Origin of the sequence: Herbivorax alkaliphila (genome assembly GCF_030848475.1) — a bacterium.
GTDB lineage: Bacteria > Bacillota > Clostridia > Acetivibrionales > Acetivibrionaceae > Herbivorax.
Genome location: NZ_JAVDDS010000004.1, coordinates 79,552 through 105,561, shown reverse-complemented (window position 1 = coordinate 105,561; position 26,010 = coordinate 79,552). Strand labels below are relative to the sequence as shown.

Here is a 26,010-nt window from a genome sequence, read left to right as displayed (position 1 = left end):
TCGGCTTTATCTTACCATTGTACTTAAATTTGCTGCTGCAATAAGTGCTGTAATTGTAATTAAAAACATAAATGCAACCGAGGCCATAATTCCTAGAATTACAGACATTGAGTCTGAGATAGCATTTATACACTTTATGATTCTAGCTTCAGCCACCGGTTCTAGAAGAACAACCGTCAGCTTATATAAAACTATAACCGCAAGTATTTTCAACATGGGAAAAACACACATAACAACAATGCCTATCATCATTGCTATTCCAACTGCATTTTTTATAAGTAATGCACAACCGATAACTGCATCTGCTGCATCTGCTAGGTATTTTCCTGCTACTGGAATTAAAGCACCTATTGCAAATTTTGTAGTTTTGCTTGTAACTCCATCTACCACTGCTCCAAGTGACCCCTGAACAGTCACTACTGCAATGAAAATGGTCAATATAAGCCCTAAAGACCATCCAGTTAAACTTTTTAAGAATCCAGCCAGTTTGGAAATTTGTATTTTTTCCGATATATTATCAACCACCGATATAATAGTAGATAATATTACAATTGGTATCAAAATATTTTTTATCAAAGCTGCAAAAACCTGCACAATTAAAATAAGTACAGGCTGCATTCCAGCTCCTGTAGTAATGTTACCTGAAGATACAAGTAATGCAATTAAAACAGGTATGGACAAATGCATAAAGTCTACCATTGAGTTGATTACTTCTATTCCTGACTGTACAGCTGTATTAAAACTAACTAAAAGTATTGAAACTAAAACTATATAGCATGTATAAAAGGCCAGCTCCCCTATGCTCTGACTCAAAAAAGATGTTTGCAAATTTTTTAATATTGCACACAAAACCACCAAAACAATTAACCTTGCCAGTATATATACATTTAAATATATTTCTTTAAATAAAAACTTTAGTATACCATTTATAATCCCCATAAAATTAAAATCAATATTACCCTTTGCCACATCCGAGATTATATTTTCCGGATCATATCCAGGGATAATTTCTTCAATATTTTTATCAGTATATTTTTTAAGGTTTTCTTTAACATTGTTAATCTCACTTCTTTGAGTCTGTTCTTCAATTATTCTGTTTTGTATATCTTCATCTTCTGCATTTATATAACAGAAATTTACACAACAAACCATGAGACTTATGCAAAATATTTTTTTCATTAATTTTAAATATCTTTTGTTATTCATATACATTTCTTCCCCACTATACTTTTGTTTATAAGGCTAGGGCATCATATTTATTACCAAATCCAAAAGTGATGTCACTATAGGCACAGCTAACACCATAATGATAACCTTGCCTGCAAGTTCAACTTTTGATGCAATAGCTCCCTCACCAGCATCTCTGCAAATTTCTGCCCCAAACTCTGCAACATATGCAATACCAATTATTTTTAGCAATGTAGAAAAATACACCATGTCTATATTTGCTTTATCTACGTATTGTCTAAACAGCTCAACTACAGCGGATATTTTTCCTAAAACTGCAAAAAATATAATTACTCCTGTAATAAGACTTATCTGTAATGCAATTTCAGGTCTTTGAATCTTTAGCACGATGATTATTAAGGTTGATATTACTGCTAGAACAACTATTTGAAATATTTCCACAATTTAAGCCCCTAAAATTGAAATATAGTTTTTACAGTTTCAAATAAATGTGCTATTTCCTTAACAATCATCATAAGCACCACGATAAGTCCCGCTAAAGTAGTCATCATAGCTTGTTCCTCCCGGCCGGATTTATTTAGTACCGCATTTAAGACAGAGACTAAAATTCCTATTGCAGCTATTCTAAAAATTAAATCTATATCCATATACTGACCTTTCTCCTTATGTGTTTTATAAAACTAACCATTTGTACAAGTATATTCATTGCCCCTATAAAAATATTCTAAAATAGATTAAAACAATATGATTATTATCGCCAACCCTCCTAATATGCCTAAATTTCTATACATAGCTTCATTTTTTTTTCTAAATTCCTCTGCCTTTTCTTCTTGGAGCTTTAATTGATTTAGTGTCATTCTGATATTTTTTATCTGTCCTTCTAAATCAGAAGTTCCAAGCATTTTCCCAAAAGAAATTATTATTTGTTCATCCTCTTTATCCAATGAAGTATTTTTTATGTTAGATTCAACTGCACTTTTCCAGGCTTTAGAAGCACTTATTCCAGGCTCTTTACACAAGTTTTTTACAGTAGATTTGAAAAAGTTTGAAACAGTGCTTTCATTTCCGTTATAAATTTTATAAAATGCGTCTGAAAGTTTGTTTGATAAAAAGCTAATTTCATTTTCAAACATTTGAAGCATTGCCTGCAAAGTCCTAAGTTCATTAGGCCTTTTAGAACATTTTCTTGAATATATATGTCCTAATAGACTGCTTGAAATAAACACAATCAAACATCCTAAAATTTTAACAGCCATTTTCCTCCCTCCTGAAAAGCACTTTCATATTTTTACCATCAATTACTTCTTCCACAGTACCAGGTCCTTTTGCAGCACTTAGCACAATAAATCTTTCAAAAATTTTTTCTTCAATAAGGCTTAATACTTCTTTCCTGGTTTTAAGCCCTGAAATATTGTATCCGTGCGCAGTTGATATGATTTTTATTCCTGCATTTAATACCTGCATTATTGAGTGTTTATCACCACTTCCACCAATTTCATCTGTAACAATAACATCAGGTGACATAGATCTTAACATTATCGCCATTCCCAGTTGTTTTGGGCATGCATCTAAAACATCCGTCCTTACACCAACTCTTTTTTGCGGCACCCCTTTATGACAAGCAGCTATTTCAGACCTCTCATCTATAATTCCTGCTTTTACTCCCCTAAATCCCATTCTGTCTATTCCATCACTTATACTCCTTGTTATATCCCGAAGCATGGTTGTCTTTCCACACTGAGGAGGTGAAACAAGAAGAGTGTTAAAAATTTGATTATTATCATTTATTATGTATTTTGTTACACTTGAGGAACAACCTGTTACCTCTTTAGAAATTCTTATGTTAAGACCGGATATGTCTTTAATATTTTTTATATTTCCACCCTCTAAAACAACTCTGCCAGTTATTCCAACCCTATGGCCTCCTTTTAGCGTTAAAAAACCATTTTTAATTTCTTCTTGAAATGCATAAATAGAGTTTTCACTTATAAGTGCTAAAGTTTTTAAAATGTGCTCTTGGCTGGCATAAAAAAGATTAAACCTATTATTTGTAATCTTTCCTTCACGACTAAAAAAAAAGCTTCCTCTTCTATTTTGAATCATAACCGGCTTTCCAGCCCTCAGTCTTATTTCTTCAAGACTAACAAGCTCAAGTGGGTTTGCTTTTTTAAAAGCATCTTTTAAATCATTACACAAAAACATTAAAATATCTCTTTCAAAAGAACGCACCTGCTCCATTTTAACAATTTGTTTGTCTTTGGTAATCATTGTTTATTCCCTCCTTTTTTTAAACATATCACTCTTTTAATATGTATGTACTTTGTCCAAAATTATGACTAAAATTATGACTAAAAAAAAGTAGTATATGTATCAGTTGATACATATACTACTTTTTAAACTTTTATATTATTGTTTTTTTATTTTTTATCCTCTTCATCATTACATTCTTTACAATCACAATCCCATTCAACAACAATATCTTTTCCGCAATCAGTGCATTTAAAAGAATCCTCTTCATTGTCTAGCATTTCTTCTGTTAATTGAACAGTTGAATGACAGTGAGGACATTCAATTTCTGCAACTAATCCATCTTCATCTTCATACTCATACTCATAGTCATCATATAGTATCCTTTCTATCTCAGCAAGATCCTCATCAATATTATCCACCTGATCACCTAAATGATCCTGCACTTCTTCCACATCAACCACCGAATTAGCAATGTCGTCTAAAACCTCAATCATTTCCTTTAAAAGCTTTCCTTCATTTGTTGAGTCGTCAATCTTCATGCCTTCAGCAAGTCCCTTAAGATATGCAACTCTCTCTTTTACGTAACCCATAAATACCTCCCGTTTAAAAAGCAAATTTTATATAGTATAACCACTATATTCTTTCCATATACTCTCCAGTTCTCGTGTCAATCTTAACAATATCACCTTTGTCTATAAATAAAGGTACCTTTATTACTGCTCCTGTTTCAACAGTTGCAGGCTTTGTTGCTCCTGTTGCCGTATCCCCTTTATATCCAGGCTCTGTATCTGTTATCTCAAGTTCAACGAAAGTAGGAGGCTCTACACCAAATACATTATCTTTGTGAGATAAAAGCTTTACAACTTCATTTTCTTTTATAAATTGGAATGCATCACCTATTACATCCTTCCCAAGTGGAATCTGTTCATAATTTTCAACATCCATAAAGTGATAAAGATCCCCATCATTATATAAGTACTGCATATCTCTTCTTTCTATGTGAGCTCTAGGCATTTTGTCTGTAGGTGTAAAAGTTTTTTCAATTGTAGACCCTGTAACAATATTTTTTAGCTTAGTTCTTACAAAAGCTGCTCCTTTACCAGGCTTAACGTGTAAAAATTCAATTACCTGGTATATATCTCCGTCCATTTCGAAAGTTACTCCGTTTCTAAAATCACCTGCTGAAATCATTAACTATCCCTCCAAAAATTTTATCTTATCATCTGTGTCTTTCTCCAAATAAAGATGTTCTCTTTTTAATATAATCCTTCTAGTTAATATTAAATTAAAATCAAAGATAATTCAAGAAAAAATTTCATATAATTTTATAATACTATTATTTCTTTAGTAGACCCTGTTAAAACTATTGGAGAACCCTCATTTATAACCACCATATCCTCAATTCTAACCCCGCCCAAATTATCAACATAAATCCCTGGCTCAACTGTAGCAACCATGCCATTTTCCATTACAACATCCCCTTTTTTAGATAAACTGGGTTTTTCATGAACTTCAAGTCCTACTCCATGCCCAAGTCCATGTCCAAAATTCTCTCCGTACCCATTTTTATCAATAATACCTCTGGCTATAAGATCAATTTCCTTTCCCAAAAGGCCTTTTTTGGCTCCTTTAAGAGAAGCTACTTGAGCTTTAAGCACAATATCATATATATTTATAAGTTCTTTTTCTGGTTGTCCAACAAATACAGTTCTTGTCATATCTGAACAGTAGTCATTGTATACAGCTCCAAAATCAAGTGTTACTGCTTCATTGTTTTCAATTTTTTTATCTGTAGCCACTCCATGGGGCAGTGAAGAACGACAACCTGAAGCTACAATTGTCTCAAATGATATGCCTTTTGCACCTTTTTTCTTCATGTAATGCTCTATTTCCAAAGCAATTTCATACTCCCTAACTCCAGGCTTTATATACTTTAGTATATGTGAAAAAGCATCATCTGCAATTTTTACAGCTCTTTTTATATTTTCTATTTCTTCAGAATCTTTTCTAACACGTACATCTTCTACTATACCATCAATAGGCTGCAACTTTTTTACCTTTAAATTTTTTTTCATGCTTATATATTTTTTGTATGTAACATTATCTTCTTCAAATCCTAAAGTTTTAATATCTTTAGATTTAATAATATCATTTAAAGATTCTAAAAGTTTTCCCCTGAATTCTACAACTTCAAATTGTTCTGCCTGCTTCTTTGCCTGACTGGCATATCTAAAATCAGTAAGCAAAACAGCATCATTTTGTGTAACTAAAACATGGGCAAAGGTACCTGTAAAGCCTGAAATATAAATATAGTTCTCTCTTTTTGTAATTAAAATTGCATCCATATCTGTTTTTTTTAATTTTAGCCTTAATTTTTCTAATCTCTTTTTTATCATTTTCATCTCCCTGTTGTTATGTTTATATTAAAGCTGCTGCATTTACTGCAAGTATATAGCTTTTACTTCCAAAACCACTTATTTGTCCAACACAAACAGGAGCAATTACAGACTTACTTCTAAATTCCTCTCTTGCGTGAACATTGGATAAATGAATCTCTATAGTAGGTATTTGAACAGATTTCACAGCATCTCTTATTGCTATACTGTAATGAGTATATGCCCCTGGATTTATTATTATAACGTCTATACCATCCCTTGCTTCGTGTATCTTATCAATTATTTCTCCCTCATGATTTGTTTGAATAAAACTTAAATCAATATTATGTTTTAGTGCTTCTGCATTTGCTTTTTTTGCTATATCCTCAAGAGTTTCCGTGCCATATATATCTTTTTCCCTAGTACCAAGCAAATTCAAATTCGGTCCATTTATAACAAGAACATTCTTCATTTTAAATCCCTCCTTTAATTTTTTCATATATTTTCTTCATTTTCAAGGCATCTTCTGCCATTTTACCTCTTGACTCACATATTATCACAGGTTCCATTTTCTTTTTTAAAATTATTTCTGCCAAATGTGAAAACTCTGGCCCATACTGTATATCTTTCATAGTCCAGTGTTTTTTCTCTCCACCTTTTGTAAACTCTACCCTACTAAAATGACAGTGAAGATTTTTAAATCTTTCTTTTCCTAAAGAATTTTCTAAAATATCCAGTACAGATTCAAAATCAGCTGGAGAACTGAGAGATCCCTGTCCTCTTGCGTGCAGGTGAGCAAAGTCAACTGTGGGTGTCAGCCTTTCATCAATTTTGCACAAATCAAGTATTTCTTCTAAAGACCCTAATTGATTGTTTTTGCCTAAAATTTCAGGACAAATTGTTATTTCTCCAAGTCCTGAATTATCCGCTTCTTCTATCACTTGGGAAAGTCCTTTTTTAACCGTGTATAAGGCCCATTTTTTATCAACTTTACTGTAGGATCCAACATGTACAACAATTCTCTTTGCTCCCATCCACTTTGCAGCATTAAGTGTTTTTATAATATGCTTTTTTGAATTCTCTCTTTTTTCTTCTTCAGGACTTGCCATGTTTACATAATAAGGTGCATGTATGCTGAGAAAAATATCATGTTTTAGTGCCTCTTCTCCTATTTTCCCTGAAGCCTCTTTTCCTATTCTTACACCTCGGTTACACTGATATTCATATGCATTAAGTCCCATATCAGCCAGCCATTTAGGCATATCAACCGAAGATTTATAGCCTGCATTGTAAAAGCTCTCTGAATTTCCCGATGGTCCAAATCTTATCAAAATAATCACCTATAAAAAAGTATTACACCAAATCTGGCATAATACTATTATAACTAATCCTACCTATTTTTAAAACATATTTTTGGGGTCAGGCTTGAATAATTTACTTATTTAAAAAATTAGCACTCACGTTACTGAAATATATTGGGATCTTCGATTCTTACAGGAGCAATAAAGCTTTCCCTTTCATCTAAGTTTTCTGCATCATTAATTGAATATGGGGTATCTAATAAAAGCCCCATGTCAACCCACTGGCTTATTTCATATATTATTTCTAAATCCGTATTTTCTAAATGATTTTCTTCTAAATAATTTCCTATTCCTGTTGTAAACACTTCCTCTGTGGCAGTTGATTTTACAACATACCTTATACTAATTTGATCACCATAGTCATAATTTCCATGAATTTCTATATTTAATCTACTTCCAGACCACATTGTAAAATCTGAATCTTCAAGTAAAACATCATTTACAAATACATCATAATAATTTTTATTTATATCATTACCTTGTCTAATTTCTTCAATTAGAAATCCACTATCACTTCCATCATCTTTTTTAATATTTAAATCTATACTCAAAACTGGATTTGATATAGGCCATAAAATATCTGTCTCAATTTTTAAAGGAATAAAATCACCAGTTAAAAAGTTGTTTTCACTTGTTCTAACACTGTGCTCTACTGCAGTAAAAATTTTAGGAGGATATAACTGACTTTGAGGAATTATTTCTTTTAACTGGGTACTGCTCTCCCATGAAAGCTTTGACTCTGACAAATCATTATCATTAAAGTACTCCAGCCGGATATCATACTTTACACCTGCCGATAAAGATATAACCCCACTACTCTCTCCTCCAGAAAAGTTCCAGTTGTCAATGATAAGCACATTATCTATCCAAAGTCTCACACCTGCATCTGTATAAGTATAAAAGATATATTCTTCTGAAAACTTGGGCATTACCTTTCCCTTCCATCTTACAGAAAACTCCTCTTCATCTATATCAGGTACAGGTGATTCATTTCCCCATTCAAAATCAACTTCAGAGTCTATTCTTATTTCCTGAATATCTGTAAAATCTATATTATTATAATATTCACCTCTAAGTCCAGTACCCTCTCCTATTTCTGGAATTGGTGTAGGTGTGGGCTCTGGTGTAGGTGTGGGTGTTGGAGACAATGATGGTTCTATCCCCCAGACCAGTTCACCATTAATATATCCAGTTACTTTTTCCCACTCAACGTAATCGGTAGCTTCTGGATTAAATGAATAGTCATTTGTCTGCACGTAATCAGACCAGTCTCTTTTATTGAATTCCTGATGCACTTCAATATAATCTCCCGGTGCAAGCTGTCCTGCTCCTCCTGTAAATCCTACGCTAAGATAATGATCTGCATCAGGGTATGTTTCTTCCATTTCTATAAAATCGCCAGTTACACGATTATTTCCTACGGTAGACCAATAGCAGGAATAGTTTTCTCGCTCATTACCTTCTTTTGTATAGTAATATCGTAGTTCTAAATCTCTTAAATTTATGGTCTCATCGCTTACGTTTGTTATACTATAAAATGGCATAATAGAATTTGTCGTATCTTCTCTATTATGATTATACATTTCAACAATTATATGAGAAGTATCTGGTGATGGCGGAGGAGTATAATAATCTCCAATAGGCTCTATCCCCCATATATGTTCATCATTTACATAGGCTGTTACCTTTTCCCACTCAACATAATCGGAAGCTACGGCATTAAATGAATAGTCATTTGTCTGATAATAATCTGACCAATCTGTTTTGTGAAACCTAGAAAATATTACTACATCAGATCCTGGAGATAAAACACCTGCTCCTTCTGTAAATCCTAATTCCATATAATAATCAGCTTCATGATAATATTCTTCCATTTCTACAAAAGAACCTGTAACGTTAGAATCTCCAACACTGGACCAGAAGCAGTCATAATTTTGCTGTGCTTCTGTATCTATTGTGTAGTAATACCTTACTTTCAACTGGTCTAAACTTATATCCTCATCTCCAGTATTTGTTATCCTATGGTTTATCCTAATATCATTTGTTGTATCACTTCTATCTTCATTATACATTTCAACCATCACCTGAGGAGTTCCGGGAGGCGGCGTAGGAGTTGGTTCAGGTTCCTCTATTCCTGTTATAACAATATCATCTATATAAATCGAACCTGTATCCCTTCTCATATTTGTTTCAAATTGAATTATAAAGTCATCAGTCATGTTATATTCTGACAAATCAATACTGCTATAATTGTATTGACCAGTAGCATCTTGTCTTCTAATTACATGAACGGTATGCCACTGTCCATCAAAAATCCTAACCTGTGCAGTATCATTTCCTCTAAAACCCGAACCACTCCAATAGTATGAAAGTGTAACATTATGGTATTGGGATAAATCAACAGTTCTTTGGGCACGGCTGTTTAAACCTGAAAGTCTCATACAATAATCTGGACTATAGTAATCAAAATCTATTATTTCACTCAATCCCTCATATGCCCATGTATCTTCCCATCCAAATCCACCAGTCCAGTTGCCACTTTTAAAATCATCCTCTGCTAAAACTTCTGTTGAGGCAAATAATTTATCAAAGTCAAGTTGGAAAATAATATGAACAAAAAGAAATATTACAAGTATAAACAAGACCTTTATTTTTTTGTTCATTACTAAATCCTCCCTCTTATTCTACTTCTCTTATACTGATTATGCTGATATTTTTAGTAGATGTTCTTTGACTTTCAAGGGTTTCATAGGGAATATCATAGGTTAACTGAGTAAAAAATCCATTTATATTTACATCCGTACTAAGAAGTTGCTCTACTAAACTTTCATCATATGTTATATTTGAATCTCCCAGAAAAACAATATTTTCAGATGTCATTATAACTCCTGTAAATTCAAAACCACTTTCTATATACACATTTCCTTCAACAAATATAATACCTCTATTAACAGGCATTTGCTCCTCTCCAATATACCAATTTTCATCTATTCTATGTATATCTACATCAGACTTTCCATAATAGACAAATCCACCATTTAAATCAAGGGGAATATACATTTCTTCAGGCACTATTCTATTTGTGCCAACAAATCTTTCATCTACATAGTCTTCTATAAATTTTGTTGGTGCTGGAAAATTAAGCCTTGGTGCAGAAAGATCTAATTCTTCACTTAAAAGTCCTTGTATTTTTTTGTAATATGCTTCAATTCCAGGCTTTTGAACATTTAAATGAAAATTTACAGGATCATGTACCTGTTCAAACTCATGAATATCATAAACTCTTCCATTTGCAATAATTGCACCATTTGAATAGCCACGTATTCTACCATCCTCTGTAATGGCATTTTCCTCAATATTAATATTAAATGGGTTTATGTTAAGAGAAAAAATATCATCAACTTTCCATAAGTTTTCCCATATTCCTTTAAAGTGCATTCCCCTGTTTATCAAATTAAAAGAACCTGGATTATCTTCTGTACCATCCATCATCAAAAAAGAATCCTCATTTCTGTTATATGTCTTAAACGAAGCTTGGGGTAAAGTCTCTACATACTGTCCATCTTCATACCAGAATATATTGTTATCAGGATTTGATATGTCATCTTTCATATATGCACTTTCAATCCTTCTTGTTGATTTTAATGCTGATATTCCTGTCATATACGGATTTTCATTTTCATCTAAATAATTTCCCAAATATGTGCTTCCTCCTATAAAAATTTCATCTTTAAAATTTATAATTGAGTCGCCATTTACCACAACACTGCTTGTCCTTTTGGGAATTTCTTCATATGTAGGAGCTTCCCATTCCCCACTTCCATCAATGGCATACCATGAGTCCACAATTCCCTTATACTTTCCGTTAACATCAACCACACTTTTGTTAGAATCTATTTGCAGATTTTCAAGTGCATACACATTATTAAAGTTGAAATTTGAGTAATTTGCATATACCTGTGACCTTATTGACCTTGCATAGCTGTCACCTGTAATTGAGATGTTTGAAGGATGTATACTAGTACTATAAAGAGCCTGAATATAACTCATAGTTGATACATCTCCATCAACTGTAAGAGAACCTCTTGAAAAAAGACCTGTTTTATCTTCGTCAAATCCAAATTCATCACTTCTAAGTGCTGTATCACGACACATCCCCACCATAACACCTCCATATTTGTACCATGGGGCGTCATAGTCTTCCTGCATATTATTAGGAGGTACGGTTTTATCAATAACCGGAACTGTTCCAAAGGCCAAAACATCTCCTGATATGTTCACATCTCCTCCAGATACAATCATATTTTTTTCTGCAACAACAGCTTTTTTTAAAATTTCATGTCTTACAGGATTTCTAACTTTTGACTTTTCAACAGGTTGATATAAAGCTGCATCTGGCTCGGGAATCAAGTCAAATATCGCCTCTATTTTTTTATTGTACTCATTGTACTCTCCTAATACACCTAAAGTTATAGTATGTTTTTCATAATCATATAGAGCTTCTTTTAACACAATTTTCTCCATTTCACTTTCCATATACCTATAAGCATTTGTACCGTCATCTTCTTGTGTATTTATAAGTGACTTCATATACTCAAGGGTATTTATATTAGAAAATTCATTTTGAAAGCTCTCATATAATAAATCATAATATAAACTTTTAAATTCCTTTTCTAACTTTGATTCTTTATAAGTTTCGACTTCTTCTGTGCTTATCGAACCATCATATTCCCTAAATTGTGCTGGGTTTTCTTTTAACATATTTTGTATTTTAGAAGAAGCCTCTTTACGTGCATTCTCTTGTATTTCTCCTACCTTTTGATCTATGTTTTTTGCAGCCAATTCAGCTCCTGTTTCTGCTAAAAAATAAGCTTTGTTTAAATCACTGTAAAAACTGCTCATCTCTAGAGAACTTAAAGATAAAGTCATAAGAGAAATGCCCATAAGAGACATCATTATTACTATAAGCAAAGCAATCCCAAGTGCTGATCCTTTATTTGACTTTAAAAGCTTTTTAAACATAAAATCACCTGTTCTTTTTTACATAAGATTCAAGCTGGTTTATCATTTCATTATCCTTTTCTACAATTAGATTTATTTTGTAAAGAACGTTAGTGTATTCTACATGTTGGCTGGAAATTCTGTTAAATTTATAAAAAGATTTTTTTCCTGAATTATTAACTAAAAACATGTTATTTATGTCATCTAATACATAAAATTTAACCTGATTATTATCTCCTATATTATCTATATCGACATTTAACCTAAATAAGTCTACACTGTAATTAACATAATGTACTTTTATTCTCAAAGGTCTTGTCATTATTTCAGTATTAACATTCTGGGAGTAATATATAGTTTCATCTATATCAAAAAATTCATAGGAAAAAATGCTCTGTTCTTCACTGATTTCTAAAAAAAATTCTAACGGATCGCCATCGTAAAGATTAAAATTCTCTTCATGGTTTAATATTAAATTTCCTGAATCAATAATAAAAATAATATCAAATTCTTTTTCTTCAATAGACAAAAATTCATATTCCTGATTATCTTCTAACAATCCTCCTTCTTTCATCACAATTTTATACTTTATCTTGTAATCCTCATAAATGTCATATTCCTTATATTCCGCTGTTTGATTATCACTATATGCTTGTTGACTCAAAAATAATGGTCTAGATTTTATTTCTTCCATAACTTTCTGAGCTAAAACTGTTGAATCTATAACTTCTCTGGAAAAAGCATTATTTCTAGTTGAAGACAAAAATGTCATCAAAAAAGGAGCGGCAACAATAGCAAGAATAGATAAGGCAATTATTAGTTCAATAAGCGTTACAGCTTTTTTACTTTTTATTTTTTTAGTAAAAAAGCATACACACCTCACGACTTTTTGTTTTTCTAATTTATAGAAAAACTTTAAAAATATAATCTTCATTCATATCACCTAAATTTTTAAATTCCTAAAGCATATATATAACCCTATGTTTTAATGTTTATTGATGATTACATTATCTGTAATCTCATTTATTATAACCCTTGGTCTGTTTTTATCATCATTTATAACTTCTATAATAAAATCTTTATCTGTATTATTCTCTATACTAACATTTACCTTAGAATGATCTTCTTCAGAAATTCTTCTTGTTGAATTTATAAGCATATTTAATCTATCACCTTCAGGTTCAAAAACAGCCAGCTCTCCACTTTCCCCCGATGGGAAAGAATCCAACTCAGTTTTAAACCTAGAAAGATATTGTCCATCTTTTTCTTCAATATAAATATAAATCCTTTCCTTGTCTATGCTGTCTCCATAAACAACAGGTATTCCTCCATATCCTGTTTCTAAATTCTTTAAAACAAGTGACACAGTAGGAGGGCTCATATTTTCGCCGTAGGGATTAACTTTCATTGTAAAATCATACTTATCAACCTCATATTCCCTAGTTTGAATATTATTTTCCACATCTAAATTGTCATCAATTATAAAAATGTTATCCCTGTTAGAAGGTCTTTTAGGTGTCCATGACAAGTCCATGTAACTTCTTTTTTCAGCTGCCTTTTTGTCCATAATTCCATAAAACAAAAGGTTAAAATTACATGTAAGCTTTTCTCCATCAACAGCATCGATTTTCAATTCTTCAACAACTATTTTGTTTTTTATTTCATTAACATTACTTAAAAAGTTTTTAATGTTAGAATTAGTTCCAATTGCTGATATATTTACCCTTAATAAAAATCCATATCCATCAGGAATTTCTCTTTCTAAATCCATCGCATTAAAACTAAATCCCATATCTTCTAAAGCATTTAACATATTCTCACTCTGTATTGTGTTTTTGCTAAGTTCATTTTTAAAATTAGATTCCTCTATTTTCTCAGCCATTTCTATTTCAAAAAATCTAATTCTATCAATTGTCATTCCAGAATCATTCGCAGTGTTTTTTACCATTATGAGCAGTTCATCTTGTATTATTTTAGGAGGGAATATTTTTCTTATTTTCTCCATTTTTTCATTTATTATTTTTAGTTCCCCGTCAATATTTTTTGCTCTTTTTGCCACATCTTGATTGGATTTAGAAATTTCATCATAAGTAGAAATAGTATCTCTTAGTAATTCAATTTCAAGCATTTGTTTTCTATACACACCTATATAATAGAATGCAAAAACCATTACAAAAACTATTAATACAACTATTTTTTTATTTTTTAATAGCTTATTCATCCTATCACTTCCTACTTTTTATATTCACTACTTAAAACCTAGTTTTTGTCACCTGTTATTTATATCTGAGGAAATATGTATATTTAAATCAAAAGTATATCCTTTTTCCTCACCATAGCTTCCACTATTGTCCACGTTTAAAATGTAAACATCTGAAAAAGACTTATGCTTTTTTAAATAATTTGCAAATGAAGCAATATCATCATAACTTTCACATACACCCAGTAAAGAAACAACTTTTTCTTTACTGGAAATATTGTCTATGGAAAAACTTATAATAAATAGTTCTTCTGGAACACTCTCTTCAATTCTTTCGATTATTTTAAGAGAATCCAGTCCCACTGATGATAAATTCTCTGCAGTAGCTTTTCTTTGATTGTACATGGACTCTATTATCTTATATTCCTCTTTTATTTCTATATATGTATTCATTTCATTTATCTGAGTTTTCAAAATTTCTATTCTATTATTTAAATTTCTCTTTGTAAGCACAGGTATAAAAATATGCACCAAAAAAATACTAACAATGATAACACCAATTATACTAAATTGTATAATTTCTGATTTTCTTTTCTTTTTTTGAATATAACTTTTAGGTACTAAGTTTATGTCTTTCAATGTACATTACCACCTTAATGTATCTATTCTGACAAGACTTTCACTCTTCTTCTGTATAAAGTCTCTAATTTTATCTCTTCTGTCCTTTCAGCTTTTACAAAAATACCTATACTAAATAAATTGTTATCAAAATCTTCAGAATCAATTTCCTCTACTTTAAAATTGGTTATTTTTATTTCTTTACCATATTCTATAATTGGTTCATTATTTCTATATATATTTTTAGATTCTTTAGAATAAGTATATATCAGCTCTTCATTTTCTTCCTCTTTAATAACAAGCTTTTTTTCTATTTCATTTATATATGTATTGATATTGTCATATCTTCTCAAATCTGTAACTATCATGTCCATAATTTCTTTTGCATGTTGCTGTGCCTGCATAGTATCCTTTTCAACATAATAACTTTTATACCCAATGTATAAAACCAAAGATACAGATGGAATTATTATGCCTAAAAGGGCAATAGTCATCATTAATTCTGTAAGTGTTATACCTTTATTACCTTTTATATTCATATCATCCCCTCTTTATCTTATCTGTTTCTAATTATTGCTCCAATGCTACTTACAAGAAACGGGAAATCTTTTTTAAATGTTTCAAAATCTTTTTTGCCTTCATAAATTATATTTTCATCAGGCACTAAGTTTTCTGTAGGCAAGTTAAAGTACATACTTATAAATTTATCAAGATTTTTAATTTTGCTTCCACCACCACAAATGTATATTTTTCTTAATTTATTTGTTGCCCTTCTTGAATTGTAAAAATCAAAAAATCTATTTACATCATTTAATATATCCTCCATTGCACTTTTAATCACACTGCTAATTGCTGATTTTTCACTTTCTAAATATCCTGTCTCAGTTTCTTCATCTAAATTTTTAGCACTTATTTTTAATTCTTCTCCTTTTTTAAAATCTACACTAAAATGATTTGAGATGCTTTCATCAACATATCTACTGCCTCTTAAAAGTATACGGTTAAATTTTAATTTTCCTTCTGAAAAGATATAGACCCCTGTGGTTTTTGCTCCAATGTCTAAAACAGCATATTCTTTTGGATGTTTTTCAAGTTTGATCCTGTCTAACAAAATCTTATATATAACATTTGCTGGTATATCAATAGCTTCAATTTCCATCTTTAGCATAGAATGTATCTTCATGTATTCATCAACTTGATTATTGGGTACCGCAACAATTAAAACTCTTTGGAGAATGCCTTCTATATTTTCTATTTCATCAATAATTCTATAATCTAAAACGTAGTTTTCTAAACCTATGGGAAAATACTGTTCAACTTCAAATTCCAACATTTTTTCAATCTCGTCTTCTGTGGATTTTGGTATCTGTATTTCCCTTACAATCACCCCAGTTCCCTTAATAATAAGCCCTAAGTTTTTGCACCTGATTTTGTTTTTTTTAATTAAGCTGTTTTTTATCACATCTACCAAACTATAAATATCTAGTAATTTCCCATCTTCTATAGAATCTTCAGGTGTATCTGCAATAGCATATTCTTTAACAATCAATTTGTTTTTACGAACATATCCATAGACCAATTTAATTTTATTGCTTCCAATATCGATAGAAATTATTTTTTTATTCATTGGAATCTAATACACCTGCCTTTATAAATGTAATTATTCATGTCTTGGATTTCTTTTTACCAAAATAGCAGCTTTTGTCAATGCAGCTATAACATCAACTTCAAATTGTTGTTTTAATGCATTTATCTTAGAATACAATTCACCTTTTTCACTTACTATATATTTAGGAGGCAAATCATTTAATGCTATTGCTAAAATGTCTAATGAGCATTTTTCACAAGTGCAAACATTTATATCTTCTGAAATCTCTTTCATCACTAAAAAAACCACTTCCTCCATATAATTCTTTACCTGTGGCATTATAACACCATCCCTTTATTTATTTTTTAAAATTAAATTTACATCTTCCTAGAGTAAGTATCGGAAAAAAGAAACGTTAATATTAGAAAAAAGTACTTTACACATCATTATATCATGAATCTAACAAATCAAAAAAGCCTTCCAATATACCAATTTAATAAATCCCAGCCAAATAAATATGTTAAAAAAGTTCCTATGACAATAAAAGGACCAAAGGGTATACCACTTTTCCTATCCCTAATTCCTGTAAGAATTAAAATTAATCCAATCACTCCTGCAAGAACAACAGAAATAAAAAGTGCCACTATCGTCATTTTCCACCCAAGAAACAAACCTATAGGTGCAAAGATTTTCACGTCTCCGCCTCCCATTGCATCCTCAGTACCATATACAAGATACCCTAATACAGCTATAAGAAGCAACATTCCAAAACCAATGACAGCACCTAAAAGTGGATTCCACCACCTGTCATCTCCATATATCTCCAATGGATTAAATGCATTATATATACCTGTTACCACTCCACCAATTAAACCAGTTATTACAAGTCCATCGGGAATTATCATATATTTAAGATCAATGAAAAACACAACAATCATTATTGACATTAAAAATGCTGAGGCAACAAAATCCGATATGGCAGATATGCCATATTGAAAAAATAGTATTACAAAAACAATCGCTGTAAGCATTTCAACCAAAGCATATCTTGGTGAAATCTTTACATCACATTTTCTACATTTTCCTCTTAAAAACAAATAACTAAAGACTGGTACAAGTTCAAACCACTTTAATTTATGTCCACATTTCACACAGTGGGAAGAAGGTTTTACTATTGATTCTCCCTCAGGTATTCTACAAATACAAACATTTAGAAATGACCCAATCAAAAGACCTATTAAAATAACATATGTATACGCAAAAATATCCATTATATCAACTGGCATATTATTTATCCTTTTCTTTAGTATTTTTTATATTAACCTATATATAATTACATATTAATTATATATAAATTTTTCACAAATTAAAAGTCTTTTTATATTAATTTTTAAAATTAGTAATATGGGGGCTATTTAAAGGATACAGAACTGCGTGGCGTCAGTTCTGTATTCTTTGTTTAGGCTTTAGGATGGATCATTTAAATTAATTTCATCAGCTCCAGCAGATTCTGCGACACTAACATCTCCAGTTTCTGTATTAAGTATAAAATTCATACCATCTTGTTCACAAGACGGAATTTGAACTTCTGTCTCTATAGCGTCAATTATATCCTGTGCATCGGCATTAGCAATACTCAAAGTTCCTCTTGCTTCAAGCCTCAACACAGTATTTTCTATGGTTTTTGCATTTGCCAAATCTGTGTTTTCCCTTGCATCATCAAGGTAGCCAATTAGTAACGGCGTAGCAATACCCACTAAAATACCTAAAATAGCTACAACGATTATTAGTTCAGTTAGTGTAAAACCTTTTTTGTTTTTTACTCTTTTTCCGAAAATATTTAACATAAATTTACCTCCTTGTTTTTATTGCTTTGTTTTGTTTGTCGTTTTGCTTAGTTGATTTCTTGGTAGACTGAAAAAATAGGAAGTATCATAGAGATTACAATAGCCCCCACTACAACTGCTATAATTACAATCATTATAGGTTCCAACATAGAAAGTAGCCTGCCGATTGCTGAGTCCAATTCATCATCGTAGAAATCCGCCACTTTTTCTACCACTGAATCAATTGAACCCGATTCTTCTCCTATACTAATCATATGAATGACCATTACAGGAAAAATATTTACTGCAGCAAGTGACTCAGCAAGATCTAAACCTCTTTTTATTTCTTCTCTTGCCTTTGCTAGTCCCTCTGCCACTAATAAATTATTCAAAAGATTTGAAACCACTTCTAACGCCTGTATAAGAGGCACACCTGTCTTTAACAATAAACTAAGTGTTCTGCTAAACCTAGATGCAATAATTTTTTGTGTAATTTTTCCCACAACAGGGGTTTTTAGGCTAATGCTGCTTATTAAATATTTTCCTCTATATGTTTTTTTAAATTTTTTCAAAACCATTGATAAAACCGCTATTGTTATGACAGCTCCTAGTATGAAAAATATATTTTTAATTAGATTACTAATGCCTAAAATTATTCTTGTTGGTAAGGGAAGTTCTGCACCCATTCTAGAAAACATATCAACAAAATTTGGTACTACAACTATCATCATAAATATAATAACTGTAAAAGCAATTGTCGCTAGCACCTTAGGATATACAGTAGCAGTTTTTATCTTTTGTCTTACCTTATTTTCCTTTTCAATATATGAAGCTAACCTTTTCAACACCACATCTAAATTACCACTTACTTCTCCTATTTCCATCATGCTTGTTACGATTGTAGGAAATACATCGCTGTGAAGTTTCATAGCCTCAGAAAGGGACATTCCTTTTTGAACATCTTCAAATACCTTTCCTGTTATCTCTGCAAGTTTAGGATTTTCTGTTTGCTTTCTTAACATGTCAAGACTTGCTATCACAGTAACACCAGCATCTATCATTGTATAGAATTGTTTGCAAAATATAGATATTTCCTTGAGAGATACTTTTTTGCTCGTACTAAACTTTAAGCTTTTGTCCAAATTACTTATCTTATTAACTTCAATAGGGTATAAACCCCTTTTTCTCAATAATTCTACAGCACTGTTTCTATCCGCTGCGTCTAAATTTCCAATTGATAGATTTCCAGCTGGCGTTTTTGCCCTGTAATCATAAGTATTCAAAAGGATCCTCCTCCCAATGAACCTCCTATTAATCTTAATATGTTATCTGAAGAAACTGCATATGCTAAAATATCATCATAGTCCACAAAACCGTCTCTGTAAAGATTTACTAGGCTAGAATCCATAGACTGCATTCCAAACTTAGAGCCTGTCTGTATCAAAGAATCTATTTGATGTGTTTTACCCTCTCTTATAAGATTTCTTACAGCAGGAGTTCCCATCATAACTTCAACTGCTATAGCCCTGCCCTTTTTATCAAATCTCGGAAGTAATTGTTGAGATACGACGCCCTGTAAAATAACCGACAATTGAATCCTTATCTGTTGCTGTTGATGAGGAGGAAAAACATCTATAATTCTATCAATGGTACTAGCAGCACCTGTTGTATGAAGAGTAGATAAAACCAAATGTCCTGTTTCAGCAGCTGTTATTGCAATAGATATTGTATCAATATCCCTCATTTCTCCTACGAGTATAACATCTGGATCTTCTCTAAGAGCTGCTTTTAAAGCTGTAGAATATGATATTGCATCATTTCCTATTTCTCTTTGATTTACAATTGCCTTTTTATGTCTATGTAAATATTCTATAGGATCTTCTAGAGTTAATATATGACAATCTCTTTCCTCATTTATCTGATTAATAATTGCAGCTAATGAAGTGGTTTTTCCACTTCCTGTAGGACCTGTTACAAGTATCAACCCCTTTGTTTTTCTTGCCATATCAGATACAACATCTGGAAGGCCTAACTCTTGTATAGTTTTAACTTTTGAATTTACCAGTCTTATGGCAGCACCAAAAGATCCTCTTTGTTTAAAAGAATTGACTCTAAACCTACCTATTCCTTCTAGTGAAAATGAAAAATCCACATGTCCACTATTTAATATTTCTTCCATCTGTGGTTTGTCTGTAATTTGCGTTATATAATCTTCAGTCTCTAGTGCTGAAAGATCTTTTTCACCAATTTTTATCAATCTTCCATTTTTTCTTATAGTAGGTGGTATTCCTACCGTAATATGAAGGTCAGAACCATTTTCATTTACTAAGGTTTCAAGCAATTTTTCTAAATTCATACAAAGCCCTCCTGAAGTTATATCCTAATATATATTTAAAACATCTAAAAATTATATATAGTCTTAATTATCATTTGAAAATAATATTTTTAGTATTTCCTCTATAGAAGTAACACCATCTAATACCAAAGCCTTTGCATTATACTTTAAAGATTTCATTTTATTTTTTAAAGAAAGATCTCTTAATTCTTCTTCAGTACATCCACTGTTTATTAATTCTCTGTGTTTTTTTGTAATCATCATAATTTCATATATTCCTATTCTACCTTTGTAACCAGTTCCATTACAAATTGCACATCCTCTTCCATGGTAGAGTTTCAAAGGTTCAGCTACTCCTAATAATGCAAGTTCTTTTTCACTTGCCCATCTCTCTTCTTTACAGTTATTGCATGTTTTTCTAACCAATCTTTGTGCAATAACACCAACAAGTGAAGATGCAACTAAAAATGGTTCAACTCCCATATCAACAAGCCTTATAACTGTTCCCGGTGCATCATTTGTGTGCAAAGTACTTAACACCAAATGTCCTGTTATCGCAGCTCTTACGGCTATTTGAGCAGTCTCTGCATCCCTTATTTCTCCAAGCATTATTACATTTGGATCCTGCCTTAATATTGAGCGAAGACCTGAGGCAAAAGATAAACCAGATTTATTGTTAACCTGAACATGATTTACATCTTCAATAATACATTCTACCGGATCTTCTATTGTTACAATATTTATATTGGGCTTGTTTATTTCACTGACAGCAGTATATAAAGTTGTAGATTTACCACTTCCTGTAGGGCCGGTTACTAAAACAATTCCATATGGATTTTTTAGTATCTTTTCAAATTTTCTCTTATCCATTTTTGAAAATCCAAGCTGATCCTTCGATAAAACAAACGCATTCTTATCTGCTACTCTCATCACTATTTTTTCCCCAAAAACTGTAGGCAAAATAGAAACTCTAAGGTCGTAATCACTTCCATCAACCTTTACAGAAAACCTCCCATCTTGTGGAGCTCTTTTTTCTGTTATATTCATGCCAGATATAATTTTAATTCTAGTGGCAATAGCATTCATAATACCTATCTCGGTCTTCATTGCTTCATACATTTCACCATCAGTTCTATACCTAATTTTAATGCTATTTGAAAATGGCTCAATATGAATATCACTAGCTCTATTTCTAATAGCTTGTTCTATTACAGAGTTCACTAATTTTACAGCTGGAGAATTTTGTAATTCTTCATTAATTTCTGGACTTGTATTATCAATCTTTATATTAAATGTAGATTCATTTTCCTTTTTAAATTCTTCTACTGCTTCAAGGGCATGTTGCTTACCATAATATTTGTCAATTGCACGAATAATTTCACCAGACGTAGCAATAACAGGCTGAACATCCTTTCCTGAATAAATAGTTACATCGTCTATGGCAAATACATTTAGAGGGTCACTCATTGCAACTTTTAGTACTCCACCTTGTAGCTCTATTGGAATTAGTTCATATCTTTTAGCAAGGCTTTCGGGAATGAGAAGACATGCTGCCTGATCTATTTTATACTTTTCAAGAACTACATGAGGTATTCCCAGCTGAAACTCTAGCACTTGGATTATCTCTTCCTGTGTAACCATACCTTCTGAAATTAAAACTTCTCCAAGTTTTTTACCTGTAGATTTTTGCAGACTGAGAGCAGTTTCTAATTGCTCTTTACTAATTATACCAGATTCTGTTAGCAAATCTCCAAGTTTCTTCCTCGGTCTATTATTCATTAAACCCACCCTATACTCTTAAAAATAGTATTAAAATTAATGTTTAACAATTTAAACATTTTATTTATAATAATATCGGCACAAAAAGCTAATTTCTTAACTTTTTAATAAAATAAAGTAACTCAATACTTATATAACTTGCTTAAATTTACTGTGATTAAAGGAGATTTAAAAATTACTATTGACATACTATCTTGCACAAAAGTAAAATATACAGTGATGATGTGTAAAAAATTAATCTTAAAAAGGAGTCGGCATGAATACTAAAGTTATAGATTTTATAAAAAAATATCACTTCTTAATTTTATTATCTTTAGGTGTTATTTTAAGGCTGGTATGGATATTCATTATGGACACATATCCATATACAGATTTTATGTGGTACCATGTTAAAGGAGTAGAACTTTCTGAAGGAAAAGGCTTTTTAAATGGAATTTATCCTCATTACATAGGAAATCCAGGATTCCCTACTGCTTTTAGACCTATTGGTTATCCTGGCACTTTAGCCATTCTTTATTATTTTTTTGGTACAAGTTTTATGGTTGGAAAAATATTTAATGTTTTATTGTCAACTCTAATTATGTTTTTGACATACAAACTGGCTTTAAAGTTTTTTAACGAAAAAGTGGCTTTTATCACACTGCTTATATTTGTCTTCTCCCCACTTGCTATTTGCTATAACAGTATTTTAGGTTCTGAAATACTATTTTCAGCAGTTCTTATGCTTTCAATTTATTTATTCTTTGTAAAAAACAATCCTATTTTAGTTGGTTTGCTTATTGGATATTTGACACTTATACGACCTATCGGAATGTTTATTCCTGCAATATTTGCTATTTTTATATTCATAAAAAAAGATATGCTTTTAAAGCAAAAATTTAAATATATGATTATATTTGGCATATTTTTTGGTCTAGTGGTTTCACCATGGCTTATAAGAAACTATAAAGCTTTTGGAGAACCTGTTTTCTCTACCAATGGTGGTTATGTAATATATGTAAACAATAACGATTATGCAACAGGTTCATGGAGTGATCCATATAAATATCCTGACAGTCCCTTTTTACAATACAGGACAGATAAGTGGTTTGATGAAATGGCTATACACAACACTGGAAAAGAACTTGCAATAGAATGGATAAAAGAAAATCCAAAACAATTTATAAACCTTGGCTTTTTAAGGCTTAAAAACTCGTACTGGGCAAAAACCGATGAAATAAAATGGGCATTTACTACAGGAATTAATGAATGGCACCCTATGGCTTCAAGATTTGTAAAACTTCAAAAGCTTTTGTTTAGACCATTTTATATAGTGCTTTTTGCCTTTATATTATATTCTATATTCAGGTTTATTCGTTATAGAAAAATAGATTTTATCACATTTATTTTATTGATTTTTATGTACTTTACTGCTATGATGTTTGTGCTTGAGGGAAATTCTAGATATGTTTTTCCTCTTCACCCTATATATACTATTGCAGTGGCATTTGTTTTATTTAATGTTTTTGGCGTAATTCGGAAGAAAGTGAGCTCGTTTAGCCAACGCTAAACATCGAGGCTTCAGGTGGAGAATCAACTTCACCTAAAGATTTATAAGATAAACTCCACCTTATATAAGGTGGAGTTTATCTTATAAAATACCTTTCCTATCCAATTATACATTAAATCTAAAAAGAGTTACATCTCCGTCTTTCATAACATATTCCTTACCTTCAGAACGTACCAGTCCCTTTTCTTTTGCTACATTATAATTTCCACACTCCAAAAGATCTTTAAAAGCAACTATTTCAGCACGTATAAATCCTTTTTCAAAATCTGTATGAATCTTTCCTGCCGCCTGAGGTGCTTTTGACCCTTCAACAATCGTCCAAGCACGTACTTCTTTTGGACCTGCAGTTAAAAAACTTATAAGTCCTAAAAGCTTATAACTCATCTTTATAAGTTTGTCCAGCCCGGATTCTGATAATCCTAAATCTTTTAAAAACTCTTCTCTTTCTTCTTCCTCAAGCTGAGCAATTTCCTCTTCAATTTTTGCACATATGGTCATTACCTCTGAGCCTTCATTTTTAGCATGATTAAATAGTTCTTCTAAAAGTGGATTGGATTTTTCATCGTTAATATCCTCTTCTGATAAATTTGCTGCATAAAGAACAGGCTTTGACGTAATTAATAAAAGCTGATCCACCAGTTTTTGTTCTTCACTTTCAAACTCCATTGATTTAACTGTTTTTCCTTCTTCTAATTGCTTAAATACTTTTTCATAAACATCCAGCTCAATTTTATATTTTTTCTCACCAGATTTAAGCATTTTACGTGTTCTTTCAATTCTTCTTTCCATAACTTCCATATCAGCTAATATTAGTTCCATTTCAATTGTTTCAATATCTCTTACAGGTCCTATAGAACCATCAACATGTACAATATTACTATCTTCAAAGCATCTGACAACATGAACTATAGCATCAACTTCTCTTATATTTGATAAAAACTTATTACCTAATCCTTCTCCTTTGCTTGCACCTTTAACAAGCCCTGCAATATCAACAAATTCAATTGTGGTAGGTATTGTTTTATCAGGATTATACATTTTAGTAAGTACATCAAGTCTTTCATCTGGAACTGATACCATACCTACATTAGGCTCAATAGTACAAAAAGGATAATTCTCAGAATCCGCTCCAGCTTTTGTTATAGCATTAAACAGAGTGCTTTTACCTACATTGGGCAGCCCAACTATTCCTAACTTCATTTAAAAACCTTTCCTTTCTTATAGAACTTATAGAATAATACTTTTAAATGACTTATCTAAAAGTCAGAATTTTTTAATCTATTAGTCCATAGTGTTAAAATATTAAAATCAAAGTAAATTATATATTATATAATCTGCCAATGCAAGTGCACCCTTTTTCAATTTTTAAGGATGGATATAATTCCTATTCATCATCTATTTTATCTAATTCTTTATCAGTCAATATGCTGCTAAGATCTAAAATAGAAATTAACTTTTCATCTTTTTTACCTACATATTCAAGATAGCGATTATAACTTTTTTGAATAATATCCGGGGTAGATTCAATTTTTTCAGGAGGTAATTTTAAAATTTCAGTTACATTATTAACGATAAATCCTATATACTTTTTTTCAATTTCTGTAATTATAATCTTTGTTTTCTTTGTGATTTCAGTTTCACCTAAATTAAACCTTTTGTTTAAATTTACAACTGGTACTACCCTGTCTCTCAGGTTAATTATACCATCAATAAACTTAGGCATCTTAGGCATTTTAGTAAGTCCTTCATATTTAACAATTTCATTGACCTGACATGTATCCACCCCACAAAGCTCATCATTTAGTGTAAATACTACAATTTGCATTCCGTTCACAATAATACCTCCTCATTTATTAGAATTATTGCTACATTTCACTTTCCTTTTGAACTTTTATCAATGCTACAAAAACAAGAAATGCCTTTATTTGTTAAGAATTCAT

26 protein-coding genes are annotated in these 26,010 nt (G+C 31.3%); 1 reads left to right on the top strand and 25 read right to left on the bottom strand.

Annotation, left to right across the window (positions count from 1 at the left end; all coding sequences use genetic code 11):
- Positions 1–6 precede the first annotated feature (6 nt).
- The 23 genes from spoIIIAE to RBH29_RS02370 form a co-directional block, all read right to left on the bottom strand.
- A complete protein-coding gene (gene spoIIIAE / locus RBH29_RS02480) occupies positions 7–1,206 on the bottom strand; it encodes a stage III sporulation protein AE (RefSeq protein WP_306694890.1) in 1,200 nt (399 codons plus the stop codon).
- A 36-nt stretch (positions 1,207–1,242) separates the two neighbouring features.
- A complete protein-coding gene (gene spoIIIAD / locus RBH29_RS02475; protein WP_306694889.1) occupies positions 1,243–1,629 on the bottom strand; it encodes a stage III sporulation protein AD in 387 nt (128 codons plus the stop codon).
- An 11-nt stretch (positions 1,630–1,640) separates the two neighbouring features.
- Complete coding sequence (spoIIIAC, locus tag RBH29_RS02470) at positions 1,641–1,835, bottom strand: stage III sporulation protein AC (RefSeq protein WP_306694888.1); 195 nt, start codon at positions 1,833–1,835, stop codon at positions 1,641–1,643.
- An 87-nt stretch (positions 1,836–1,922) separates the two neighbouring features.
- Positions 1,923–2,444: a stage III sporulation protein SpoIIIAB gene (gene spoIIIAB, locus RBH29_RS02465; RefSeq protein ID WP_306694887.1), complete on the bottom strand. Its 522-nt coding sequence runs from the start codon at positions 2,442–2,444 to the stop codon at positions 1,923–1,925.
- Complete coding sequence (gene spoIIIAA / locus RBH29_RS02460) at positions 2,434–3,456, bottom strand: stage III sporulation protein AA (RefSeq protein WP_306694886.1); 1,023 nt, start codon at positions 3,454–3,456, stop codon at positions 2,434–2,436. The genes spoIIIAB and spoIIIAA overlap by 11 nt, the downstream gene beginning before the upstream one ends.
- Positions 3,457–3,605: 149 nt before the next feature.
- Positions 3,606–4,028, bottom strand: coding sequence for a CD1247 N-terminal domain-containing protein (locus RBH29_RS02455; protein ID WP_306694885.1), 423 nt, complete (start codon positions 4,026–4,028; stop codon positions 3,606–3,608).
- A 43-nt stretch (positions 4,029–4,071) separates the two neighbouring features.
- Positions 4,072–4,629 carry an elongation factor P gene (gene efp, locus RBH29_RS02450; RefSeq protein WP_306694884.1) on the bottom strand — a complete coding sequence of 186 codons (558 nt, stop codon included), beginning with the start codon at positions 4,627–4,629 and terminating at the stop codon, positions 4,072–4,074.
- Between the two features lie 134 nt (positions 4,630–4,763).
- Positions 4,764–5,834 carry an aminopeptidase P family protein gene (locus RBH29_RS02445; protein ID WP_306694882.1) on the bottom strand — a complete coding sequence of 357 codons (1,071 nt, stop codon included), beginning with the start codon at positions 5,832–5,834 and terminating at the stop codon, positions 4,764–4,766.
- Positions 5,835–5,856: 22 nt separating this feature from the next.
- Entirely contained in the window at positions 5,857–6,285 is a 429-nt protein-coding gene (gene aroQ / locus RBH29_RS02440; protein ID WP_306694881.1) for a type II 3-dehydroquinate dehydratase, read from the bottom strand.
- Between the two features lies 1 nt (position 6,286).
- Positions 6,287–7,144 carry a TIM barrel protein gene (locus RBH29_RS02435; protein ID WP_306694880.1) on the bottom strand — a complete coding sequence of 286 codons (858 nt, stop codon included), beginning with the start codon at positions 7,142–7,144 and terminating at the stop codon, positions 6,287–6,289.
- A gap of 131 nt (positions 7,145–7,275) precedes the next feature.
- Positions 7,276–9,837 (bottom strand): cellulose binding domain-containing protein, encoded by a 2,562-nt coding sequence (locus tag RBH29_RS02430; protein ID WP_306694879.1) that lies wholly within the window; start codon positions 9,835–9,837, stop codon positions 7,276–7,278.
- A 16-nt stretch (positions 9,838–9,853) separates the two neighbouring features.
- Complete coding sequence (locus RBH29_RS02425) at positions 9,854–12,196, bottom strand: PilX N-terminal domain-containing pilus assembly protein (protein ID WP_306694878.1); 2,343 nt, start codon at positions 12,194–12,196, stop codon at positions 9,854–9,856.
- Positions 12,197–12,200: 4 nt separating this feature from the next.
- The gene (locus tag RBH29_RS02420; protein ID WP_306694877.1) at positions 12,201–13,109 is read right to left on the bottom strand and encodes a type IV pilus modification PilV family protein; all 909 of its coding nucleotides are present in this window, start codon (positions 13,107–13,109) and stop codon (positions 12,201–12,203) included.
- Between the two features lie 51 nt (positions 13,110–13,160).
- Positions 13,161–14,396: a hypothetical protein gene (locus RBH29_RS02415; protein WP_306694876.1), complete on the bottom strand. Its 1,236-nt coding sequence runs from the start codon at positions 14,394–14,396 to the stop codon at positions 13,161–13,163.
- Between the two features lie 48 nt (positions 14,397–14,444).
- The gene (locus RBH29_RS02410) at positions 14,445–15,014 is read right to left on the bottom strand and encodes a PilN domain-containing protein (RefSeq protein WP_306694875.1); all 570 of its coding nucleotides are present in this window, start codon (positions 15,012–15,014) and stop codon (positions 14,445–14,447) included.
- 23 nt (positions 15,015–15,037) lie between these two features.
- On the bottom strand, positions 15,038–15,532 hold the full coding sequence (locus RBH29_RS02405) for a type II secretion system protein (protein ID WP_306694873.1): 495 nt from the start codon (positions 15,530–15,532) through the stop codon (positions 15,038–15,040).
- Positions 15,533–15,549: 17 nt separating this feature from the next.
- On the bottom strand, positions 15,550–16,620 hold the full coding sequence (gene pilM, locus RBH29_RS02400; RefSeq protein ID WP_306694872.1) for a type IV pilus assembly protein PilM: 1,071 nt from the start codon (positions 16,618–16,620) through the stop codon (positions 15,550–15,552).
- 33 nt (positions 16,621–16,653) lie between these two features.
- Positions 16,654–16,920, bottom strand: a complete 267-nt coding sequence (locus RBH29_RS02395; protein ID WP_306694870.1) for a late competence development ComFB family protein — start codon at positions 16,918–16,920, stop codon at positions 16,654–16,656.
- 128 nt (positions 16,921–17,048) lie between these two features.
- Positions 17,049–17,867, bottom strand: a complete 819-nt coding sequence (locus tag RBH29_RS02390; protein ID WP_306694868.1) for a prepilin peptidase — start codon at positions 17,865–17,867, stop codon at positions 17,049–17,051.
- Positions 17,868–18,047: 180 nt separating this feature from the next.
- On the bottom strand, positions 18,048–18,428 hold the full coding sequence (locus RBH29_RS02385; RefSeq protein ID WP_306694867.1) for a type II secretion system protein: 381 nt from the start codon (positions 18,426–18,428) through the stop codon (positions 18,048–18,050).
- A 47-nt stretch (positions 18,429–18,475) separates the two neighbouring features.
- On the bottom strand, positions 18,476–19,690 hold the full coding sequence (locus RBH29_RS02380) for a type II secretion system F family protein (protein WP_306694866.1): 1,215 nt from the start codon (positions 19,688–19,690) through the stop codon (positions 18,476–18,478).
- Positions 19,687–20,763 carry a type IV pilus twitching motility protein PilT gene (locus tag RBH29_RS02375; RefSeq protein ID WP_306694865.1) on the bottom strand — a complete coding sequence of 359 codons (1,077 nt, stop codon included), beginning with the start codon at positions 20,761–20,763 and terminating at the stop codon, positions 19,687–19,689. Before RBH29_RS02375 ends, RBH29_RS02380 begins: the two co-directional genes overlap by 4 nt.
- 63 nt (positions 20,764–20,826) lie before the next feature.
- Positions 20,827–22,521 carry a GspE/PulE family protein gene (locus tag RBH29_RS02370; RefSeq protein ID WP_306694863.1) on the bottom strand — a complete coding sequence of 565 codons (1,695 nt, stop codon included), beginning with the start codon at positions 22,519–22,521 and terminating at the stop codon, positions 20,827–20,829.
- A gap of 256 nt (positions 22,522–22,777) precedes the next feature.
- Here RBH29_RS02370 and RBH29_RS02365 point away from each other — a divergent pair, with 256 nt between their 5' ends.
- Positions 22,778–24,070 (top strand): ArnT family glycosyltransferase, encoded by a 1,293-nt coding sequence (locus tag RBH29_RS02365; RefSeq protein ID WP_306694861.1) that lies wholly within the window; start codon positions 22,778–22,780, stop codon positions 24,068–24,070.
- 105 nt (positions 24,071–24,175) lie between these two features.
- Here RBH29_RS02365 and ychF read toward each other — a convergent pair whose 3' ends face one another.
- Both ychF and RBH29_RS02355 read right to left on the bottom strand, forming a co-directional pair.
- A complete protein-coding gene (gene ychF, locus RBH29_RS02360) occupies positions 24,176–25,270 on the bottom strand; it encodes a redox-regulated ATPase YchF (RefSeq protein ID WP_306694860.1) in 1,095 nt (364 codons plus the stop codon).
- 184 nt (positions 25,271–25,454) lie between these two features.
- The gene (locus RBH29_RS02355) at positions 25,455–25,895 is read right to left on the bottom strand and encodes a chemotaxis protein CheW (protein WP_306694930.1); all 441 of its coding nucleotides are present in this window, start codon (positions 25,893–25,895) and stop codon (positions 25,455–25,457) included.
- Positions 25,896–26,010 lie beyond the last annotated feature (115 nt).

Coding starts and splice junctions, on each gene's coding strand:
- RBH29_RS02445 (WP_306694882.1), bottom strand. CDS start 5,834: ATGATAAAAAAGAGATTAGAAAAATTAAGGCTAAAATTAAAAAAAACA.
- RBH29_RS02455 (WP_306694885.1), bottom strand. CDS start 4,028: ATGGGTTACGTAAAAGAGAGAGTTGCATATCTTAAGGGACTTGCTGAA.
- RBH29_RS02425 (WP_306694878.1), bottom strand. CDS start 12,196: ATGTTTAAAAAGCTTTTAAAGTCAAATAAAGGATCAGCACTTGGGATT.
- spoIIIAE (WP_306694890.1), bottom strand. CDS start 1,206: ATGAATAACAAAAGATATTTAAAATTAATGAAAAAAATATTTTGCATA.
- RBH29_RS02390 (WP_306694868.1), bottom strand. CDS start 17,867: ATGCCAGTTGATATAATGGATATTTTTGCGTATACATATGTTATTTTA.
- RBH29_RS02385 (WP_306694867.1), bottom strand. CDS start 18,428: ATGTTAAATATTTTCGGAAAAAGAGTAAAAAACAAAAAAGGTTTTACA.
- spoIIIAB (WP_306694887.1), bottom strand. CDS start 2,444: ATGGCTGTTAAAATTTTAGGATGTTTGATTGTGTTTATTTCAAGCAGT.
- efp (WP_306694884.1), bottom strand. CDS start 4,629: ATGATTTCAGCAGGTGATTTTAGAAACGGAGTAACTTTCGAAATGGAC.
- ychF (WP_306694860.1), bottom strand. CDS start 25,270: ATGAAGTTAGGAATAGTTGGGCTGCCCAATGTAGGTAAAAGCACTCTG.
- RBH29_RS02430 (WP_306694879.1), bottom strand. CDS start 9,837: ATGAACAAAAAAATAAAGGTCTTGTTTATACTTGTAATATTTCTTTTT.
- RBH29_RS02355 (WP_306694930.1), bottom strand. CDS start 25,895: ATGCAAATTGTAGTATTTACACTAAATGATGAGCTTTGTGGGGTGGAT.
- RBH29_RS02370 (WP_306694863.1), bottom strand. CDS start 22,521: ATGAATAATAGACCGAGGAAGAAACTTGGAGATTTGCTAACAGAATCT.
- aroQ (WP_306694881.1), bottom strand. CDS start 6,285: ATGAAGAATGTTCTTGTTATAAATGGACCGAATTTGAATTTGCTTGGT.
- RBH29_RS02420 (WP_306694877.1), bottom strand. CDS start 13,109: ATGAAGATTATATTTTTAAAGTTTTTCTATAAATTAGAAAAACAAAAA.
- spoIIIAA (WP_306694886.1), bottom strand. CDS start 3,456: ATGATTACCAAAGACAAACAAATTGTTAAAATGGAGCAGGTGCGTTCT.
- RBH29_RS02395 (WP_306694870.1), bottom strand. CDS start 16,920: ATGCCACAGGTAAAGAATTATATGGAGGAAGTGGTTTTTTTAGTGATG.
- pilM (WP_306694872.1), bottom strand. CDS start 16,620: ATGAATAAAAAAATAATTTCTATCGATATTGGAAGCAATAAAATTAAA.
- RBH29_RS02405 (WP_306694873.1), bottom strand. CDS start 15,532: ATGAATATAAAAGGTAATAAAGGTATAACACTTACAGAATTAATGATG.
- spoIIIAC (WP_306694888.1), bottom strand. CDS start 1,835: ATGGATATAGATTTAATTTTTAGAATAGCTGCAATAGGAATTTTAGTC.
- RBH29_RS02375 (WP_306694865.1), bottom strand. CDS start 20,763: ATGAATTTAGAAAAATTGCTTGAAACCTTAGTAAATGAAAATGGTTCT.
- RBH29_RS02415 (WP_306694876.1), bottom strand. CDS start 14,396: ATGAATAAGCTATTAAAAAATAAAAAAATAGTTGTATTAATAGTTTTT.
- RBH29_RS02365 (WP_306694861.1), top strand. CDS start 22,778: ATGAATACTAAAGTTATAGATTTTATAAAAAAATATCACTTCTTAATT.